The sequence below is a fragment of the Pusillimonas noertemannii genome (assembly GCF_003096595.1).
In the GTDB taxonomy this organism is placed as follows: Bacteria; Pseudomonadota; Gammaproteobacteria; order Burkholderiales; family Burkholderiaceae_B; genus Pusillimonas; species Pusillimonas noertemannii.
The window spans coordinates 91,771-110,984 of record NZ_QEKO01000005.1; the positions used below are offsets into that span (position 1 = coordinate 91,771).

The 19,214-nt window shown below is 62.4% G+C and carries 17 protein-coding genes and 1 tRNA gene; 9 read left to right on the forward strand and 9 right to left on the reverse strand.

Going from position 1 to position 19,214, the window contains the following annotated elements:
* Positions 1-44 precede the first annotated feature (44 nt).
* Both C7440_RS15695 and C7440_RS15700 read left to right on the forward strand, forming a co-directional pair.
* Positions 45-551, forward strand: coding sequence for a sigma-70 family RNA polymerase sigma factor (locus C7440_RS15695; RefSeq protein WP_116519203.1), 507 nt, complete (start codon positions 45-47; stop codon positions 549-551).
* A gap of 85 nt (positions 552-636) precedes the next feature.
* Entirely contained in the window at positions 637-1,629 is a 993-nt protein-coding gene (locus C7440_RS15700; protein WP_116519204.1) for a FecR family protein, read from the forward strand.
* Between the two features lie 142 nt (positions 1,630-1,771).
* Here the strand turns inward: C7440_RS15700 and C7440_RS15705 are convergent, their stop codons facing one another.
* From C7440_RS15705 to C7440_RS15720, 4 genes are all read right to left on the reverse strand, one after another.
* Entirely contained in the window at positions 1,772-2,644 is an 873-nt protein-coding gene (locus tag C7440_RS15705; RefSeq protein ID WP_116519205.1) for a pirin family protein, read from the reverse strand.
* 251 nt (positions 2,645-2,895) lie between these two features.
* Positions 2,896-4,263 carry an MFS transporter gene (locus tag C7440_RS15710; protein WP_116519206.1) on the reverse strand — a complete coding sequence of 456 codons (1,368 nt, stop codon included), beginning with the start codon at positions 4,261-4,263 and terminating at the stop codon, positions 2,896-2,898.
* Between the two features lie 67 nt (positions 4,264-4,330).
* Positions 4,331-5,464: a cobalamin-independent methionine synthase II family protein gene (locus tag C7440_RS15715; protein WP_116519207.1), complete on the reverse strand. Its 1,134-nt coding sequence runs from the start codon at positions 5,462-5,464 to the stop codon at positions 4,331-4,333.
* Between the two features lie 125 nt (positions 5,465-5,589).
* Positions 5,590-6,612, reverse strand: a complete 1,023-nt coding sequence (locus tag C7440_RS15720) for an MBL fold metallo-hydrolase (RefSeq protein ID WP_116519208.1) — start codon at positions 6,610-6,612, stop codon at positions 5,590-5,592.
* A 301-nt stretch (positions 6,613-6,913) separates the two neighbouring features.
* On the opposite strand from C7440_RS15720, the gene C7440_RS15725 reads away from it, so the two are divergent.
* The 5 genes from C7440_RS15725 to C7440_RS15745 all read left to right on the forward strand — a co-directional run bounded on the left by C7440_RS15725 (position 6,914) and on the right by C7440_RS15745 (position 13,147).
* Positions 6,914-8,836, forward strand: coding sequence for a serine hydrolase domain-containing protein (locus C7440_RS15725; RefSeq protein ID WP_116519209.1), 1,923 nt, complete (start codon positions 6,914-6,916; stop codon positions 8,834-8,836).
* Between the two features lie 145 nt (positions 8,837-8,981).
* Entirely contained in the window at positions 8,982-9,236 is a 255-nt protein-coding gene (locus C7440_RS15730; protein ID WP_180064398.1) for a Rossmann-fold NAD(P)-binding domain-containing protein, read from the forward strand.
* 298 nt (positions 9,237-9,534) lie between these two features.
* Complete coding sequence (locus tag C7440_RS15735) at positions 9,535-11,979, forward strand: TonB-dependent siderophore receptor (protein ID WP_243410948.1); 2,445 nt, start codon at positions 9,535-9,537, stop codon at positions 11,977-11,979.
* A 620-nt stretch (positions 11,980-12,599) separates the two neighbouring features.
* Positions 12,600-12,848, forward strand: a complete 249-nt coding sequence (locus C7440_RS15740) for a type II toxin-antitoxin system CcdA family antitoxin (protein WP_116519261.1) — start codon at positions 12,600-12,602, stop codon at positions 12,846-12,848.
* Complete coding sequence (locus C7440_RS15745) at positions 12,848-13,147, forward strand: CcdB family protein (RefSeq protein ID WP_116519211.1); 300 nt, start codon at positions 12,848-12,850, stop codon at positions 13,145-13,147. Before C7440_RS15740 ends, C7440_RS15745 begins: the two co-directional genes overlap by 1 nt.
* Positions 13,148-13,307: 160 nt before the next feature.
* Here C7440_RS15745 and C7440_RS15750 read toward each other — a convergent pair.
* Positions 13,308-13,384 (reverse strand) — tRNA-Met (locus C7440_RS15750).
* 65 nt (positions 13,385-13,449) lie between these two features.
* Between C7440_RS15750 and C7440_RS15755 the strand changes: the two genes are divergently transcribed.
* Positions 13,450-14,442, forward strand: a complete 993-nt coding sequence (locus C7440_RS15755; protein WP_116519212.1) for an LLM class flavin-dependent oxidoreductase — start codon at positions 13,450-13,452, stop codon at positions 14,440-14,442.
* Between the two features lie 159 nt (positions 14,443-14,601).
* Here the strand turns inward: C7440_RS15755 and C7440_RS15760 are convergent, their stop codons facing one another.
* The 4 genes from C7440_RS15760 to C7440_RS15775 all read right to left on the reverse strand — a co-directional run bounded on the left by C7440_RS15760 (position 14,602) and on the right by C7440_RS15775 (position 18,524).
* The gene (locus C7440_RS15760; protein ID WP_116519213.1) at positions 14,602-15,030 is read right to left on the reverse strand and encodes a PACE efflux transporter; all 429 of its coding nucleotides are present in this window, start codon (positions 15,028-15,030) and stop codon (positions 14,602-14,604) included.
* Between the two features lie 489 nt (positions 15,031-15,519).
* On the reverse strand, positions 15,520-17,253 hold the full coding sequence (locus tag C7440_RS15765; RefSeq protein WP_017523738.1) for an FMN-binding glutamate synthase family protein: 1,734 nt from the start codon (positions 17,251-17,253) through the stop codon (positions 15,520-15,522).
* Positions 17,254-17,375: 122 nt separating this feature from the next.
* Positions 17,376-17,564, reverse strand: a complete 189-nt coding sequence (locus C7440_RS15770; protein WP_017523737.1) for a DUF3008 family protein — start codon at positions 17,562-17,564, stop codon at positions 17,376-17,378.
* Positions 17,565-17,630: 66 nt separating this feature from the next.
* Positions 17,631-18,524, reverse strand: a complete 894-nt coding sequence (locus C7440_RS15775) for an MBL fold metallo-hydrolase (protein WP_116519262.1) — start codon at positions 18,522-18,524, stop codon at positions 17,631-17,633.
* Between the two features lie 201 nt (positions 18,525-18,725).
* On the opposite strand from C7440_RS15775, the gene C7440_RS15780 reads away from it, so the two are divergent.
* Complete coding sequence (locus C7440_RS15780) at positions 18,726-19,148, forward strand: GNAT family N-acetyltransferase (RefSeq protein WP_017523735.1); 423 nt, start codon at positions 18,726-18,728, stop codon at positions 19,146-19,148.
* Positions 19,149-19,214 lie beyond the last annotated feature (66 nt).

Consider the following 19,214-nt stretch of genomic DNA (forward strand, 5'->3'; position numbering starts at 1 on the left):
TTGTTAGTATTGCGTCTTCTCAAGATTAATCGTCTGCCTTCGCCATGTCCCGCCCACCTGCGTCAAAAAAAGGCTGGCTCGCTCATTACAGCGAGCTGGTCGGCACGTGGGCGCGGCGGGCGGACAGTCCTCAGGACGCCGAAGACGCCACGCACGACGCCATTCTTCGGGTGCTGGAGAACGACGCCGCCGCCCTGGCCAACCCACGCGCCTATCTGCATCGCAGCGTGCGCAATCGCCTGATCGACAAGCATCGCCAGTCCCGGCTGCTCGACGTGGTTCCCTTGCACGAACTGGAGGAATACGAGCACCCCCTGTTGACGGACCCCGATGCCCAGGCGCGTACGGCGCAATTGCTGGCGTCGCTCAAAGAGGCGCTCGCCGAACTGCCGTTCAAGTGCCGCCAGGTATTCTTGTTGCACAGGCTCGAGGGCCATACCCAGGAGGAAATTGCGCAGAAACTGGGTATTTCGGTCAATATGGTTGAAAAGCACATGACCCGGACGGTCAGGCATCTTCGAGAAAGGTTACATAATCATGCGCCCAATTGATTCGGGTTTTTTGCCTTTTCACTCGTCTTATTCAATGAAAGGGTAGAACAACCGCCGGCGCCCGTGCGCTGGATAGCCACTTGCCATGAACACAGAACACCCGAACCTTCCCACCGACCCTCGCGACGCAGCCGCCTACTGGTTTGCCCGCGTGCATTCGGGCACATTTACCGTGGCCGAGCGGGAATGGTTCGCACAATGGCGCCAGGCCGACAGCCGGCACGAGCGCGAGTACCGGGCGCTGGACGAAATCTGGCAGGCCACCGGCATGCTGCCCGAAGATGAGCTGCGCGAACTGCTCGAGGCGCCCGAGCCTCTTGCCGAGCGGCGCCGGCAGTCCCGCAGGCGCTGGCTGGCGGGGGCGGGCGCGGCCTGTACCGCGGCTGTCGTAGGCGGCGTGCTGTTCCACAGCTATGGAACGGAAACCCCTGATCACGTCCAGCGCCTTGCTACGGCCCTGGGCGAGCGGCGCAAGGCGTCACTGTCCGATGGTTCGATCATCGATATGAATGTTTCCACCGAACTCATCGTCAGCTACTACGCTACGCGCCGCACCGTCGAATTGCTGGGCGGCGAAGCGACGTTCAGCGTTGCGGCCAATTCGGGCAGGCCGTTCTTCGTGAACGCGGGCGATGTGGACGTCCGCGTCACCGGCACTGTCTTCAATGTCCGCCGGGAGCCGGATCATGTTTCCGTGGCGGTGCGGGAGGGGTCTGTGGAAGTAGCTTCGGGCCGCTGGTGGAATCGCGCAAGGGCCGTGCTGACGGCCGACATGGCGGCCAGCGCGCGGCCGGGCCATCCGCTGCTTGCCGAGCGGGCCGATGTCGCCGCGCTGACAGCCTGGCGGCAGGGCAAGGTGGTGTTCAAGGACCAGCCGCTTGAAGAGGTGCTGCAAGAAATGAATCGCTACCTCTCCCACCCCATTCACCTGGCCGACAGCCGGCTCAAGCGTCTGCGCATGGCGGGCGTCTTCAGCATAGATGACGCCGAAGGCTTCCTGCTGGCCTTGCAGGGGCAATTGCCTATCGCTGTCGTGCGGCGGCCGGATGGCGGGGTCGATCTCTCGCTGCTGCGCTGACCGCCGGAATGCGGAGCGGCCGCCTCAGGGGCTGGTCCGTGGGCGCGGGCGTGCAGGCGCAAAGCAATCTTCATTCCAGCGATGTGTATCAGGGCGGGTACTACGTTGCGCCGCGCAACGCGCTGCTGACGGTCAAATATCGTTATTGAGCCCTGATCCGGCCGAAGCGCCCGCTGTTGAAATCCTCGAACGCCTCGAGGATTTCAGCATCGCTGTTCATGACGAAGGGGCCGTGGCCGACGACGGGCTCGTCGATAGGCTCGCCCGCCAGCACCAGCAGCGTCGCGTCATTGTTGGCCTCGATCTCCAGGCCTTCGCCCTCATGGCCGAACTGCACCCATTGGCCCTGGCGCGCCACTTGGGTGCCATTGACCAGCACCGTGCCGTGCAACACGACAAGCGCCAGCGTATGGCCAGGCTTTGTGTCGAAGCGCGTGGCGCCGCCCCGATTCAGCCGCACATCCCATACGTCCATGGGCGTGAAGGTGCGCGCCGGGCCGCGATGGCCGCCGAACTCGCCGGCGATGACGCGGACACGGCCCGCGCCTTCGGGCAACTCTACTGACGGAATGTCGCGATTCAGTATCGTCTGGTAGCCGGGGTCGGACATCTTGTCCTTGGCGGGAAGGTTGACCCAAAGCTGTGCCATCTCAAGCTGCCCGCCCTGGCGGGCAAAGGCGTCGGAGTGGAACTCTTCGTGCAGGATGCCGGACGCCGCCGTCATCCACTGTACGTCGCCGGGGCCGATGATGCCGCCCGCGCCCGTGGAATCCCGATGGGCCACTTCGCCTTCGTAGACGATGGTCACGGTTTCGAACCCGCGGTGAGGGTGCGTGCCGACGCCGCGCCGCTCGGCGGTGGGCGAGAAGGCTTGGGGGCCGGCATGGTCCAGCAGCAGGAAGGGGCTCAGGGTCTCGCCGTGATCGTTGTAGTTGAACAGCGAACGCACCGGAAAGCCATTGCCCACCCAATGAGGGCGGGGCGCTTCATGAATACCCAGAATGTGCCTGAACATGGCTGATCTCCCTGGAACAGGATCAACGGCCCGTGAAGCCGGGGCGCGATCCGTTGACCATGACTATGAGTATGAGCCCGGCGCGTTCGATTGAATAGATCGCCTGTTCAGTCTCTGTATTCTGTTATTGGAACAATGGCGCGCCCGTGCGGGCCCCGGGGTTCCAAGAGAAAGGGCCGGAGCTTGCGCGCCGGCCCTTCTGGATTGCCCCGCCCATGTATCAAGCGCGGTGCATGGCCAGGGCCCCGTTGTCAGACCCCCATCGGAAACACGCGGTGTCCCGGGCTGTCTTTGCGGCGGCGCATTTCTTCGGGGTGGTCAAGCCAGTTGACGCCGCGGTTTCTAAGCAGGAACAGGTAGACCAGCAGCGAGCCGACGATAAGAATGGTGACGTAGGCGATGAACCAGGGCTCTTGGTTGGCTTTGACGGCGGCCGAATAAATCACCGGCGCGGTGCCGCCAAAGATCGAGTTGGCGATGGCGTAGCCAAACCCCACGCCCAGGGCGCGCACGTGGGTGGGAAAGAGTTCGGCCTTGACCACCGCATTGATCGACGTGTAGCCCGTCAGGAAAATGAAGCTGATGGTAAGGATGGCAAACGAAAGCCACGGATTGGTGGATTGCGGCAGAACCGTGAAGATGACCCACGTAAAGAGCGTGCCGCCCACGCCGAAGAACACCAGCAGCGTGCGCCGCCCGATGCGGTCTGAAATATAGCCGCCGACGGGCTGCAGCAGCATCAGGATGGTCAGCGCAACCAGCGAAACGACCGAGCCCATGACAGGACTGCTTTGGGCGAAAGTCGACTTGATGATGTTGGGGCCATTGATGGAGTAGGCGTAGAAGGCAACGGTTCCGCCCATGGTAACCAGGAAGCAGGCCGTCAGTTCCTTCCAGTAGTTGCTGACCAGTTCGACCATGGAGCCCGAGCCCTTGTCTTTCTTGGCCGACTTGATGGCCTCCTGGCTCATGGACTCGTCCATGGTGCGGCGCAGCCACAGCACCACGATGGCGCCCACGCCGCCGATGGCGAACGCAAGGCGCCAGCCCCACTCGCCGATGTCGGCCTTTGAGGTGGACAGCATGAGCGCCAGGAACAGGGCCTGGGCCAGCACGTGGCCGCCCACCAGCGTGACATAGTGGAATGACGCAAGAAAGCCGCGATGCTTGGGCACGGCGGCTTCGCTAAGATAGGTGGCCGAGGTGCCGTACTCGCCGCCGGTGGCAAAGCCCTGGAGCAGCCGGCACATGATCAGGATTATTGCGGCCCATTCGCCGATGGCCAGGCGCGTGGGGGTGACGGCGATCGCGAACGAGCACAGCGACATGATGGTGACCGACAGGGTCAGCGCGGCGCGGCGCCCCTTGCGGTCGGCATAGCGGCCAAAATACCACGAGCCGAAAGGCCGCATCAGGAAGGTAAGGGCAAAAATGGCCCAGATGTAGATGTCGGCGTTCTTGTCGTCGGGACTGAAGAAATGGTGCTCGAACGAGGCGGCGAAAACAGAGTAGACATAGACGTCATACCATTCGACCAGGTTTCCGGCGGAACCCTTGAGAGTGTTGGAAACTGAACGGCGCAAATTGGACGGTAGGTTGGGGGCGTCGATGTCTGCCATATCGTCTTCCTAAGAGGGTGTGAATGCTGAGTGAAGCATGCCGTAGTTGACGTTTTCCTGAACGAAATTACCGAACCGGCGGGTGCGCAAGGCGTTCCGCGCCTTCGCGGAGCGCCGCGAGCTTCATCCACGTTACGGCCGGATCGATCTTGCCATAGTTGGCGAACGTTCCAAAACCGCAGTCGGTGCTTGCCAGCACGCGGTCTGCTCCCATGAACCCCACATAACGCTCAAGGCGCTGGCGGATCAGTTCGGGATGCTCGACATAGTTCGAGCAGCTGTCTATCAAGCCGGGGGCCAGGATCTTGTCGTCGGCCAGCTTGGCGTCTTGCCAGATCTCCCACTCGTGTTCATGGCGGGGGTTGGCGGCCTCGAACAGAATGGTCGACGGCCTGGCGGCCAGGATGGGGCCAATGACCTTCTCGAGCGCGATGTCGCAGTGGTGCGGGCCCTCGTAGTTTCCCCAGCAGATGTGCATGCGCATCTTCTCGGAAGGGATGTTGCGGGTGGCCGCGTTCAGCGCTTCGACGTTCTGCCATGCCCGCGCGGCGAACTCGGTTTCGCTCAGGTTCTGGAAGCCCGTATGCGCCGCCATCGCCAGGTCGGGGCAGTCGAGCTGAAGATCGAAGCCGGCCGCCACGATGGCCTCGTATTCGGGACGCATCGCCTCGACCAGGTCGGCCAGATAGGCCTCGTGCGTGGGGTAATGCTTGTTCGGCTGGAAGGCGGTGACCAGGCCGGGCGATGCCGCGTTCATGAAGCCGCGACCGCCGCCCCCATGCTGCTCGATGGCCGACTTGAAGCGGCGGATGTCGGCCAGGCACGGCTCGAGCGTGCGCAGCTTCACCGGGCCGATGCAGGCCGCCCGCACGAATTCCTGGCTTCCCATGATGGCGCTGAGCTTTTTCCGCAGCTCGGGGAAATCGGCCAGGTCTTTCGCGGGCGTACGGTCGACATGGCCGCCAAAGCCCTCGAGCCGTTCCGTAATGTATGTGGCATAGCCCACCTTGCCCAGTTCGCCGTCGCTCATGACGCCCACGCCGGCTTCGACCTGCTTCTGCACGGCATGATCGATCGCCGCCTGGACGACCCGCTCGAAGTGCTCGTTGTCGACCTCTTGGCCGTGATCGCGCGCCAGCAGCAGTTGCGCCAGTTCGTCGCCGCGGGGAAGACTGCCGACATGGGTGGTTGGAATAGGCATCACGTTCCTTGTTTGTGTTCTTATGAGAAACCGCTAGTTTATCCAACTTGCCGGGGTCGAGGCGGGGTTGCGCTTGCGCTGAGGGCCATTGCCGGTTCAAGGCAGGCTTGCGCATGCGCTGAGGTTCAGTCTGACCGGACTCTGAACCCGTATTGCCCCTTGTCGCCATTGACGATGACGGCGTCTTTCTCAATTGTGAAGCGCATGAGGTCTTCGCCCACCACGACGGGCCCGTCGTAGGTCTTGCCTACCTGCTCGAGAATAATGCTGGCTGCCGGCAAGTCCAGCTGCTCGCCGGCCAGGCGGACGACCAGGTGAGTAAATGCGGCAAGCTTGGGTTTTGCCTGGCTGAAGATCCTGCCCGCTTCTTCGGGGCTGGTATGGTGCGCCGCCACGGCCTTGTAGATGGGTTTTTTCTCCATCAGTTCGGGGGTGATGTAGGCGACTTCGTGCAATAGCAGGTCGGCCCCCATGCCCGCCTTGGCCACTCTTTCATCGTAGGTGGTGTCGCCGCTGATCACAGCCTTCTTGCCGTCGTACTCGATGATGTAGCCGAAATTGGGCTGGATGAGTTCGCCGTGGTTCGTATCGAAGGCGGTGATCTTGACGCCGTCGTGTTCGTAGCTGAATCCGCCCTCGATATCATGAGCGTCGATTTCAATGCCCGAAAGCGGCTCTTTTTCGTCCGCGTGGCGGATGCGCGTGTTTTCCGAGAACGCCAGTTCGAGATGCTTGGCCATGTTTTCGGTGCCCTTAGGGCCGTACAGCACCATGGGTGTAGTGCGGCCGCCATAACCCGTGCCTATCCATCCCGTCATCCAGAAATCGGCCAGTCCGTTCAGATGGTCGGAATGGGAGTGGGTGATGAAGCTGGCCGCGATCTTGCCCATGGGGATCCCGAGCTGAGCCAGGCGGATGGTAACGCCGCGGCCCAGGTCGATCAGGTATTTGCTGGAGCCTGCCTCGACCAGAATCGACTGGCTGAACCGTGTGGCATTGGGCGCTGGGCTGCCGGTGCCCAGCAAGGTGATGACAAGCGGCTTGGCGTGCGCCATGAGCGGCGCGGCGGCGAGCGCCAGCACCGTCAAGGCGGTAAATGCCGTCTTGCGCGCGGCGGCGAGAAATAGGCTTGGACGAAGTGTCGGCATTGCTGTCCCCTCCAGGTGGAATTCGACTTGATTTTTTTCCGCGATGGGCGCCGCGGCTGTCGCTACATGACACGACGCTGGCCGCGCGGCCTGTTCGTTTCCAGGCTCGGGCGCTTCCTGCGAGCATAGCAAGAAAGAATTTCCAGTTGAACGGTTCGCATGTGTCGTATCGTTACCGTGGGCCCGGGGCAGCTTCTTCATCCGCGCTGGTAGGCGCGACGTGACAAATAGTAAGGCGCTGCTACTATGCCTACGTTGGGAGATGCCAATCGGCCACGCCCCCGCAACCGGAGAAGCCCCGATGCAAGCACCGTCCGCCCCCATCCCTACTTGGCCCGTGTCTTCCAGCCGGCGGCAATTCCTGGGTTATGGCGCTGCCGGCATGCTGGCGGCGGTCCTGCCTGGCTGCGACGCCGACGGCGGCCCTCCGCACGCCGCCTACTCGCAGACAATAGAGTGGGGCAGCCAAGAAATCGCGCGCGCCCTGGCCGGCGATCCCGACAACGTGGCCGCAGTCTCGATTGCCCTGCTCAAGAACGACACCGTGGTCTGGCAGCAGGCCTTCGGACACGCCTCGGTACAGGACAACCTCGCTGCCACCATCCAGACACGCTTCAACATCGGCTCGGTCAGCAAGGTGCTGGCGGCGTTGGCCGCCATGATCCTGCGGGACCGCGGACTGCTGGACCTGGATGCGCCGGTAGCGCACTACCTGCCCGGCTTCACCATGCTGTCGCCCGAGTATGCGCAGATCACGACCCGGCATCTGCTTTCGCATTCATCGGGCCTGCCCGGTACCAGCATGCGCAACGCCTTCACCTTCGAACCCATACCGGGCTACGCGGTCAACGCCGAAGCGGCATTGGCCGACCAGCACCTGAAGCACTTGCCCGGGATGCTGGCTGTCTATTGCAATGACGGCTTCACGATGATCGAACGGGTGGTGGCGGCACTGGCCAAGCAGGACTACGCCTCTTTCATCCAGGCCAACGTGCTGGATCCCCTGGGCATGACCGATTCCGGCTTTCTGACAAAAAGGCCGGCAGGCGGCTCGTTTGCCCTGCCTTATTCCGGCGGCCGGCAATACCCCCAGGAGTTCGTCAGTCCCTTGGCCACCGGAGGCCTGACCTCTACGCCGGGCGACATGATGAAACTGGCGCGTTTGTTCCTCGATCGGGGCACCTATCAGTCGCGAAGCATCGTGTCGGCCGACGGCATCGCGCAGATGGGCGCCGACCAGACCACGGGCCTGATCATCAATCCTTCGCCGCAATGGGTATGGGGGCTTGGCTGGGACAGCGTGCGGCATCCCGGGCTGGCAGCGGCCGGCGTTCAGGCCTGGCAGAAGAATGGCGGCACAGCATTTTTTTCGAGCGACTTCTACGTACTGCCGGACCAGCGGCTGGCCCTGATGGTGACGGGCAACACGGGCGATGCGCAACGCGCCGACACCTACCGCGCCGGCGCGCTGGCCGAAGGCGTGCTGCTGCGCGCCTTGCTCGAAGAAGGCTCGATACATACCCTGCCGCCGCTGGTGGCCCATACTGCGCCGCCCAGGGCGACACCCCCCGACCTGGCTGACGCCGTGGGTGTCTACGCCAACTATAACCAGCCCATGCGCGTCACCGCCAACCAGGACGGCAGCTTCTCGCTCTCATCCTGGAACGGCAGCGCATGGCAGCCCATGAACGCCAGCTACAGCTACCGCAGCGACGACTGGTGGTGGAGCAACGAGGCCCCCATCAGCTACCGCTTCGAGGTCGTGTCTGGCACCGACGCGAACGGACAACCCTATCGCAACCGCTACCTGATGCTGCGTGGTCCCCTGTTCGGTGCTGGCTACAACGAGACAACACTGCCCATGGGGCAGCAACTGCTTCCGCTGGCCCCGTTGAGTGCCGCCTGGCAGGCACGGATGGGCAAGACCTGGACCGTCACCAACGAATCCCCGGCGACTGTTCCGTCCACCCTGAACGGCACACCCTACGCCACGCTGAGCAGCCTGCCCGAACTGCCGGGCTACATCCTGGTGCGCAACAGCAGCTACGACGATGGCTTGCCTGAGTACCAGTTGCTCGCCCCGCTAGCCGACGACCGCGCGGGCATGACCGTCAAGATTCCCGCCAACGCCGGACGCGACCTGTATGAACTGCATTTCACAACGGTCGGTGGCAACGAGACGCTGACTATAGGCAGCTGGGTCTACGAGGCGTCGGTGGGTTAAGGGCGGACAACTAGCTCGGCGCGCAGGGCAAGGAAAGATTGCTTCTGCCGCACGAGCCGATTACGCAGATGCGGCGGTGGCGGTACTGACGACTGCCGGTCACGAGGGTAAGACCTACGAGTTGGCGGGCGATAATGCATACACTTTGACCGAGCTTGCTGCAGAGATATCCCGCCAGACAGGCAAGGACATTCCTTATAAAGACCTGCCTTCAGCCGACTACACGGCGGCACTTACGCAGGCAGGGCTTCCCGCCCCCTGGCCCGAGGCACTGCCTTCATTTGACGTCGAAGCGGCCAAGGGCGCCCTGTTCGACGATTCGCGCCAACTATCGAAGCTTATCGGGCGGCCTACCACGCCACTAAGCGACTCCGTCGCCGTTGCGCTACAGCAAGCCTAAGAGCGCAGGCTGCTGCGCTGACCGCTCTGGGCGCGTTCCCTGTGCCCTGGCTACCGCTCCTCCCACGATCGCAGATGTGCCGCCGGACCCGGCTGGCATGTGCTCGCCTGAACGTTCGGGAACGATAATCATTTCTGTTACAAATTAGTTTGGGATTTCATTCAGGGTTTTTCTGGATTCGTCCGTCGTACTCAATGAAGGGGATATTTTCGCAACGCAGTTGCTCCCCGTCAGGAACCTTTGGCCAAAGGGATGCAGCGACGCGCGCGCTTGACCGTATTTACCAGGAAAACTTTTCGTGATTGATAGGATCTCTCCCGCTGCCCTTAGGGTGAACAGCAAGAAGTGTCACACTCCCGCAGTTATTTCGGCGACCTTGTCCAGCTTGGCGATTGCCATTTCCCTGGCGTTAATGGTCGCGCCGCAGCCGGTTCGTGCGCAGGAAACCGCCACACAGATCCATATCCAGCAACAGTCGCTTAGCGACGCGCTGCTGCAGCTTGGACAGCAGACGCCATTGCAGTTTGTTTACATAACTGAATTGGTACGAGGCATCCCGGCACCGCCAGTCAGCGGTCGAATGACGCCGGAGGAAGCGTTGCGGCGATTGCTGGCCGGTACGGGGATCGAGTATTCGCGTACGGGGAATACGATCAATCTTTGGAAAAGCGGAGGCGCGACGCAGTTGGCGCCCGTGGTAGTGACAGGCTCCTACAGTGCGCAGACTGAGGGTTCACAGTCCTACGCCGCCAGCGCGGCGACCATTGGCAAGACCGAACAGGCGCTCAAGGACATTCCGCAATCGGTTACGGTGGTAACGCGCCAGCGTATCGACGACCAGAATCTGTCCACCATCAGCGAGGTGCTGGAGAACACCACGGGCGTGACGATCAGCGAGGTGGCCGACGGCGGGCGCAATTTCTATTCGCGCGGGTTCAAGATCACGAATATCCAGTACGACGGCGTGCCGCTGTCGCGCAGTTTCTATGCGGTGGGCAATAGCTTTACCGGCAGCACGGCGCATCTGGATCGGGTGGAGGTGTTCCGCGGCGCGCAGGGCCTGTTCGAAGGCGCCGGCCAGCCTGGCGGCTCGATCAACTTGGTGCGCAAGCGCCCGACCGCCGAGACGCAGGTGTTGATGGAGGCGCGCGCGGGCTCGTGGGACCATGTGGGTGGCATGCTGGATGCGGGCGGGGCCTTGAACGCGGATGGCAGCCTGCGGGCGCGGGCGGTGCTGGATCTGGATTCCAAGGGTTCGTTCATCGACGTGGTGAAGGAGCGCAACAACAATCTGTACTTCGCGCTGGATTACGACCTGTCGCCCAGCACGACAGTGGGCGCGGGTGTGCTGGTGTCGCGCCTGCGGTCCACGCCGTTCTTCGGTGGCCTGCCGCGGTATAGCGACGGCAGTTCGCTGGGGCTGAAGCGGTCGACCTTTCTGGGCGCGGACTGGAACCAGTGGGACCGGGACGAGACGCAGGTGTTTGCCGACTTGACCCATCGCTTCAATAGCGACTGGCGCTTGAACGTCGCCGCAACGTATGCGAAGGAGACAAGCCTGACCTATATGCTGGACGCGACGGGCGCGGTGGATCCGGCAACTTTGACGGGTACGATGCGCAACGCATGGAATTACGACAAGTCGGCGGAGCACATCGGTTTTGATGCGAATGTGAACGGGCGCTTCACGGTGCTGGGCATGGCGCAGGACCTGACAGTGGGCGTGAGCATGTCGCGGCTGACGTCGACGGACCGCATCGCATACGCCTCCAACTATCTGCCGCTGGACGTGTTCCATCCCAATCCGCATGTGCCCAAGCCAGACAGCTTTCCGGATTCTCAGCGCACGTCGCGCTATGATCCGCATGTGCAGAAAGGCATCTATGCGCAGCTGCGCAGCAGTCTGACGGAAGACCTGACGCTGGTGTTGGGCGGGCGTTTCAGCTGGTTTGAAAGCCGCTATACCACGCAGGCCGCCACGTGGGACGATGTCAGTACCGCCAAGGCCAGCGCGGAGTTTACGCCCATGGTGGGGCTGGTCTACGCGCTGACGCCGCAGTGGTCGGCCTACGCCAGCTATGCGGATATCTTCGAGCCACAAACGGCCACCACGCTGGACGGCAGCATCTTGAAGCCCATCGTCGGCGCGAACTACGAAGTGGGCGTGAAGGGCGAGCTGATGGACGGCAAGCTGAATACGTCGTTCGCCCTGTATCGCATCGACCAGAAGAACCGCGCGGTGCAGGACTACGAGGCCGGGCCGGTGTGCAACGGCGGGTATTGTTCGCGCGCGGCGGGCAAGGTGCGCAGCCAGGGCTTCGAGGCCGAGATTAGCGGCGAGATCTTGCCGGGTCTACAGGTGGCGGCGGGCTATACCTTCAACAGCAATAAGTTCCTGAGCGATCCGGACCGCGAAGGCCAGACTTTCAGCGAGGAAACGCCGCGGCACCTGTTGCGTCTATGGAGCCAATACCGCTTGCCCGGTCAGTGGAACCGCCTGAGCGTGGGCGCGGGCGTGAATTGGCAGAGCGCGCTGACCAACAGCATCTCGAAGGTGCGCCGACCGTCGTACAGCGTGTGGAACGCGCGGGTCGCGTATGACGTGACGTCGAATTGGACGGCGGCGTTGAACGTGAACAATCTGTTCGACAAGGTGTATTACGAGTACCCGGGTTATGTTGAGAACCGCAATAACTACGGCGCACCGCGTAGCGTAATGTTGACTCTGCGTGGACGATTCTGACACCCGCGTGAGCGGGGAGACGGTCAAGGCGCCACATAGCGACAAACATCCAGCCTGGCGCCAGGATGTTTCCGACAGCCTGGTGCGTATCGACTTGCCTTAGAGTGGTCACGGCGCAGTTGCCTGCAGTGCCTTGATACCGGCAACGAGCATCGGCTCGACAAGATACAGTCCGCGCGTGGTATCGCGGCGCTATGCCGCTCGCATGGCTTCAGGTTGCACGATTACACGCTGTCGATCCAGGTCCGGCGCGCGACCAGCGCGCCAGCCGGTCGCGGCGCTGTCAGGCGGATACCCCGATTATGGAGTGGAGCCGAAATTTCGGACACAGTTCGGACACGAAGGGGCCAGAAATAGAAAAGGGCTTAGCGGGTCATCGCTAAGCCCTTGATATTCCGGGTGGCGCATCCCTGATGCTGTTAATTTGTACAGTTATACGTCAATTCATATTGATTATCAATGGCTTGCAAGCTGCTTGGGGCAAGTGTAGCAGCGGTGTGGAACAGGTACCAAGGGAAATCGATTACGAAATTGTGGTCATAATTACCCAGGCGTGCCATGTGCATATAATGTATTGAGCTTGATGCGCATCTTTGCGCCACATGATTTGGGAGAAAGCCATGCTGACAACAAGCCGCCCACGCGCCGCGAGCAAGCGTGCGACGAATGTTTCACTACCTGAAGATCTGCTGGCCGAAGCCAAGGCGCTGCAAATCAACATCTCACAGGCCGCCGAAGCCGGCGTGACTCAAGCTATCACTCGCGCACGCAGCGAACTCTGGCTTGCTGAAAATCAGGAAGCCATCGAGAGTTCCAATGCATATGTTGAAAAACACGGCCTTCCATTGGCGAAGTACCGGATGTTCTGATGAGCCGCTACGACGTCTACCCGAATCCGTCAGGACCAGGCTATCTTCTTGATGTCCAGGCGGACATCCTGCAGCAGATGAGCACGCGGGCGGTTGTACCGCTACTTCCCCTGAGCGAAGTGCTCAAACCCGCGAAAACGCTTAATCCAGTGTTTGACATCGCCGGTGAGCCGCACGTGATGATGACTCAGTACCTCGCAGCGGTTCCGGAGCGGGAGCTACAGACCCCGACGTGTAGTCTCCAGCATCAGCATGACGACATCGTCGCCGCCGTCGACTTTTTGTTCCACGGATTCTAGGGGCTTCGTGCTGGTTGGGTGTGTTTCCTGTGGCTATACGTTGAATGTCGCCAGTACGCGGACCGCCTGTAGCTCACCCCTTATCTGTACCCGTGATGTGGCGCCCAAATGGAAAAAGGCCGGAAACCCGCGTATTTGCTGGCTTCCGGCCTTTCGTATCTGGTGGCGCATCCCTGATTCGAACAGGGGACCTGCGGATTATGATTCCGTCGCTCTAACCGGCTGAGCTAATGCGCCAAAGACCGAGACTATACCATAATTTTTTGGCTTGTTTTTACCCTTTGCGCCCCCAGATGAGTACGATGAACACGATACCTTTTTCCATACTCGACCTGTCTCCCATTGCCGAGGGCAGCAGCGCCGCGGAGTCGTTCCGCCATACTTTGGACATCGCCCAGCATGGCGAGCGCTGGGGCTACAAGCGCTACTGGATGGCCGAGCACCATGGCATGCCGGGCATTGCCAGCGCCGCCACGTCCATCCTGATCAGCCACGTGGCGGCCGGCACCTCTTCCATCCGGGTGGGGGCGGGCGGCATCATGCTGCCCAACCATTCCCCGCTGGTCATCGCCGAGCAATTCGGAACGCTCGAATCGCTGTACCCGGGGCGCATCGACCTGGGCCTGGGGCGTGCGCCGGGCTCCGACCAGACCACGGCGCGGGCGCTGCGCCGCAATCTTGCCGCCAGCGCCGACGAGTTTCCCCAAGACGTGCTGGAACTGCTGGATTATTTTTCAGACGAACCGCGCCAGCCCGTGCGTGCGGTGCCGGGCACGGGCCTGAACGTTCCGGTGTGGATACTGGGCTCCAGCCTGTTCGGCGCCCAATTGGCGGCGGCGCTGGGCCTGCCTTATGCATTTGCCTCGCATTTTGCGCCCCAGCAACTGATGCAGGCCATACAGGTGTATCGCAGCACCTTCCAGCCTTCGCAATATTTGCAGAAGCCCTATGTCATGCTGGGGTTCAATGTATTTGCGGCCGACGACGAAGACGAGGCGCATTACCTGGCGTCTTCATGGCAGCAATCATTCGTCAGTCTGCGCAGCGGCCGGCCCATTCGGCTGCCACCGCCGGTAAAAGGTTATCTGGACAACATCGGGCCGCAGGCGCAGCACCTGATCGATCATGTGTTGTCATGCGCGGCGGTGGGCGCGCCCGACACGGTGGCGCGGCAGCTGAAGGCCTTTATCGACAAGACGGGCGCCGACGAACTGATGATCACCTCGAACATGTACGAACACAAGGCGCGCCTGCGTTCGTACGAGATTGCCGCCCAGGTTCGCGAAAGGCTGTAGGCAAACTCGGGCCGTGCCCATCGTTCGATTTGGCGCGGCCCGTCTGCCCGGTTCCAAGGGCGGGCACTGCCTCGCGCGGCTATTCATCATGCGTGGCGTTATGAGCCGTGCTGCCTGGGTGTCAATGCCGCCGCCCGACGCGAGGCGGCAGGCTTGCGTTCATGAGGCAGGCAATGCCGAGGCGGGAAGGCCGAAGATGCGGTCGAAGGCCAGGTTGAACACGAAGGTGTAGGCCAGGAAGAAGGCGATCAGGCCCAGGTCGAGCACGAAGGCCTGCCAGAGCGACACCTGCAGCCACCAGGCAAACAGCGGCACCAGCATGATGACCAGACCCAGTTCGAAACCGAAGGCGTGGGCGACGCGTCGCAGCAGGCCGCGGCCGCGCACTGTCTGGCGCGCTTCCCAGTATTCGAAGAGGGTGTTGTACACGAGGTTCCACAGCACCGCGATGGCGGAAGAGGCCACGGCGGCGACGCTTGCGTGGCCCAGTTCCTGGCCCGCGAGCTTGGCCAGCCCGAAGCTGGTAATACCTATTGCGATCAGTTCGTACAACGAAACATAGACGACTTTGCGCTTGATGCCTTGCACTGCGTTCGATTCCTGAAAAAATTGCGGGCGGGACGTGCCCGCGAATTGGGGTTTACCCCGAACCCGTAATCTTAGACAAGTTTCAGGGCTTCTGCTGGCGCCATGGGCCATGCCCGCCTGGTGTGAGGCAAATACCGCGATCCGCATCAAAGAAGGAAGGGCAACGACTGACCGGCTGCCAAATATCGGCAGGCGCAAAATGGGGAGCGGGCAAAGGGCTGGCCCAGGGGCGGCGCAAGCTTGTGTTACAAGCGGCGTGGCCGGAGGGAAGGCGCAAGTCGGGAAGTTCTTGCCCGGAAACTGAAAGGCCCCGCCTTCTGGCGGGGCCTTACTGCCTAGTTGGGCAGAGACACTTACGTTCACGTAGTGTAGATGGACTGCCTTGGAGGCAGCGGTCTGCCTGATAAGCAGTGACTTCAGAATAGTCGATCAGACCGGCCTTTAGAACTAGGGAAAATACCCATTCGGGCCCGCCAAGGGCCGCATGGCTCAGGCCGGGGCGGCAGAGTTCGTGCCGGCTTCGGGAGAGGCGTTTGCGCGCGGCGAAGAAGCGGGTACGACGGTTGGGCCGGAGTCTTCATGCGGCGGGCCGCCCAGGCCCGAAAGCGCCGCACTGAGGCTGTACAGGGGGGCGAAGGATTCGGCCTGGGCCATGGGCCACGTGACGCGGAAGATGGTCTGGCTGTACTTGCCCTCGAGCAGCTCGCCCTTGGCCAAGTCGGGAAACAGGGCCGACAGCACGCTGACGCGGCTGGCTGAAATGCGGCGCACGATGTGGTGGGGGCGCAGGTCGCCGGGGTGCTCGACGCCGGCCGCCGCAAGCAGCTCGGCCAACGCCTTGAGCGTATTGCCGTGGTAGTTGGCGACGCGCTGCGCCTTGTCGCCCACCACCAGGCCTTTTTGCCGGCCGGGGTCTTGCGTGGTGACGCCGGTGGGGCATTTGTCGGTGTGGCAGGCCTGGGCCTGGATACAGCCCACGGCGAACATGAAGCCGCGCGCGCTGTTGCACCAGTCGGCCCCCAAAGCCATGGTGCGCGCCATGTCGAAGGCGCTGATGATCTTGCCCGAGGCGCCCAGCTTGATCTGTTCACGCAGGCCGATGCCCACGAGAGTGCTGTGCACAAGGCGCAGGCCCTCGCGCAATGGAGTGCCCACATGGTTGACGAACTCGATGGGCGCCGCGCCGGTGCCGCCCTCGGCGCCGTCGACCACGATGAAGTCGGGCGTGATGCCTGTCTTGAGCATGGCCTTGGCGATGGCGAACCACTCCCAGGGGTGGCCGATGCACAGCTTGAAGCCCACCGGCTTGCCGCCGGAAAGCTCGCGCAGCTTCTGCACGAATTCCAGCAGCTCGATGGGGGTGTCGAAGGCGCCGTGCCGAGAGGGGGAGTCGCATTCGCGCCACACCGGAATGCCGCGCGCCTCGGCAATTTCGGGCGTGACCTTGCTGGCCGGCAGAATGCCCCCGTGGCCGGGCTTGGCGCCCTGCGACAGCTTGATCTCTATCATCTTGACGTTGGGATGGGTGGCGCGCCGGGCGAACAGCTCTTCAGAGAAGCGGCCTTTTTCGTCCCGGCAGCCGAAGTACCCCGAGCCGATGTTCCAGATGAGGTCGCCGCCGTGCATTTCGTGATAGCGGCTGATGCCGCCTTCGCCGGTGTCGTGGGCGAAGTTACCCAGCGCGGCTCCCTTGTTCATGGCCATGACGGCATTGGCCGACAGCGCGCCAAAGCTCATGGCCGAGATATTGAATACCGAGAGGGAATAGGGCTGGGTGCAGGCCGGGCCGCCGACGGTAATGCGAAAGTCGCTGTCTTTGGGCTTGGTCGGGCTCATGGAATGGTTGATCCATTCATAGCCGTCGCCGTAGACGTTTTCTTGCGTGCCGAAGGGGCGCTTGTCTATGGTGCGCTTGGCGCGCTGGTAGACCAGCGAGCGGTCGGAGCGCGAGAAGGGCAGTTCGGCCGAGTCTTCTTCCAGGAAGTATTGGCGGATCTCGGGGCGGATGAATTCGAACAGGTAGCGCAGATTGCCTATTACCGGGTAATTGCGCCGTATGGTGTGGCGGGTCTGGGTAAGGTCGCGCACGCCCAGCGCCGTCAGGGCGCCGAACACCAGGGCGGGCGCCAGCCACCATATGCTGAAGGCAAAAGTGAAAACCAGGCTGGCCAGGGCTGCGAGGATGACAAGATAGAAAGCAGTATGGCGCGACACAAAGGACACCGGCGATTCCTTCTTTGATTATTCTTGGTCTACAACCATACCAGAACATGGTTTCCGGATGTAGGGGAATCGCCATGGGGTGGCCGGCCTTTACCCCATATTCGGGGATAAGGGCCCGGCGTTCAGTGCTTGGACTTGTGCTCGGGCTTGCCCTTGCGCTTGGTCGAGGCCATGTCGTCCAGCTCTTTTTCACTCATCGACTTGTACATGGATTTCGAGGCGCCTTTCAGTTCGCCCACTTTCATGTCTCCGCGCTTGGCGGCCAGGGCGGCGCCGGCTGCTTTCTGCTGGGATTGGGATTTTGCTGGCATGTCAATTCTCCTTGCGGGTTGTCTGCAATGCCCGGCAGCAAATCCCATGCCCTGGCGGCTCGGTGTTCATGTTCCCGCAGGGTTTTCACGCGGCGACCCCAGGTCGAGTGGAATCTTCAGGTAGCGCCGGCCGTTGTCTTCGGGCTCGGGCCAGCGTCCGGCCCGGATGTTGACCTGGATGGACGGCAGCAGCAGGGTGGGGGCGGTCAGTGTTTTGTCGCGCTCTGTGCGCATCTGTACGAACTCTTCTTCGGACACCCCGTCGTGCACGTGCACATTGCCGCGCCGCTGGGCCTCGATGGTGGTTTCCCAGGCGAAGTGATCGCGTCCCTTGGCCTTGTAGTCGTGGCACACGAACACGCGGGTGGAGGGCGGAAGCTCCAGCAGGCGGCGTATGGACCTGTACAGGGTTTGTGCGCTGCCCCCCGGGAAATCGGCCCGCGCCGTGCCGTAGTCCGGCATGAAGAGCGTGTCGCCGACAAACACCGCGTCGCCGATCACATACGCTATGCAGGCCGGCGTATGGCCGGGCGTGTGCAGCACGCGAGCCTGCAGGGCGCCCACCGAAAATGTGTCGCCGTCGCGAAACAGCTCGTCGAACTCGCTGCCGGTGCCCGACACATCGGGCAGGTTGAAGACAGGCTTGAATATCGTCTGCACGGTGCTGATGTGCTCGCCGATGCAGACCGGCGCGCCGGTGCGCTCTTTGAGAAAGGGCGCGGCGCTGAGGTGGTCGGCGTGCGCATGGGTTTCCAGGATGCGCACCACCTTCATGCCGGAATCGCGGGCGGCGGCCAGCATGCGCTCGGCCGATTCGGTAGAGACCCTGCCGCTGGGGTGGTCATAGTCCAGCACGGGGTCGATGAATACCGCTTGGCGGGATTGCGTGTCGGCCACCATATAGCTGACCGTGTTGGTGGCCTGGTCGAAGAAGGCCTGGACGCTGGCGTGATCAGTCATGACGTCTCCCGTCTGTTCGGCTGGTTGGTACATGTTAGCGTAGTGTTGCGCGCTATCTGTTCCTGATGGCGCGCGACACTACACTGGTAGTTAGCGGGCAAGGCGTATGCCATTCTTCTCCTTCGGCACCGGGCTTTGGTGCTATCGTCGCAGGGGAAAACCGGGCCCGCATGGGCCCGAAGAATCGAGGATGGGGCGGCAATGCGGAAACTGGAGGTATTGGTCGGCGACTGGGCGCAGCTGGGAAAGCGGGCGGCCGCCTTGCGCCATGAGGTCTTCGTGGAAGAGCAGGGCGTGCCCATCGAACTGGAGCTGGACGAATACGACGCCATCGCCGTTCATGCGCTGGCGCTCGAAGGCGGCACGCCTGTTGGAACCGGGCGGCTGTTGCCCGACGCCCACATCGGCCGCATGGCTGTGCGCCACAGCCATCGCGGGCAAGGGGTGGGCGGCTTGTTGCTGGGAGCCCTGGTAGACGCAGCGCGGCGTCGCGGCGACGCTTCTGTGGTGCTGGCGGCGCAGTGCCATGCCCGGGGTTTTTACGGCTTGCACGGTTTCAGGGCCGAGGGCCCGGTGTTCATGGACGCCGGCATCGAGCATGTCTTGATGCGCAAGATCTTGTAAGCGCCGAAAACGGCGTGCCGCCGATGGCATTGCGGCGTATCCGTGCACTTGTCCAGCGCCAGCGAA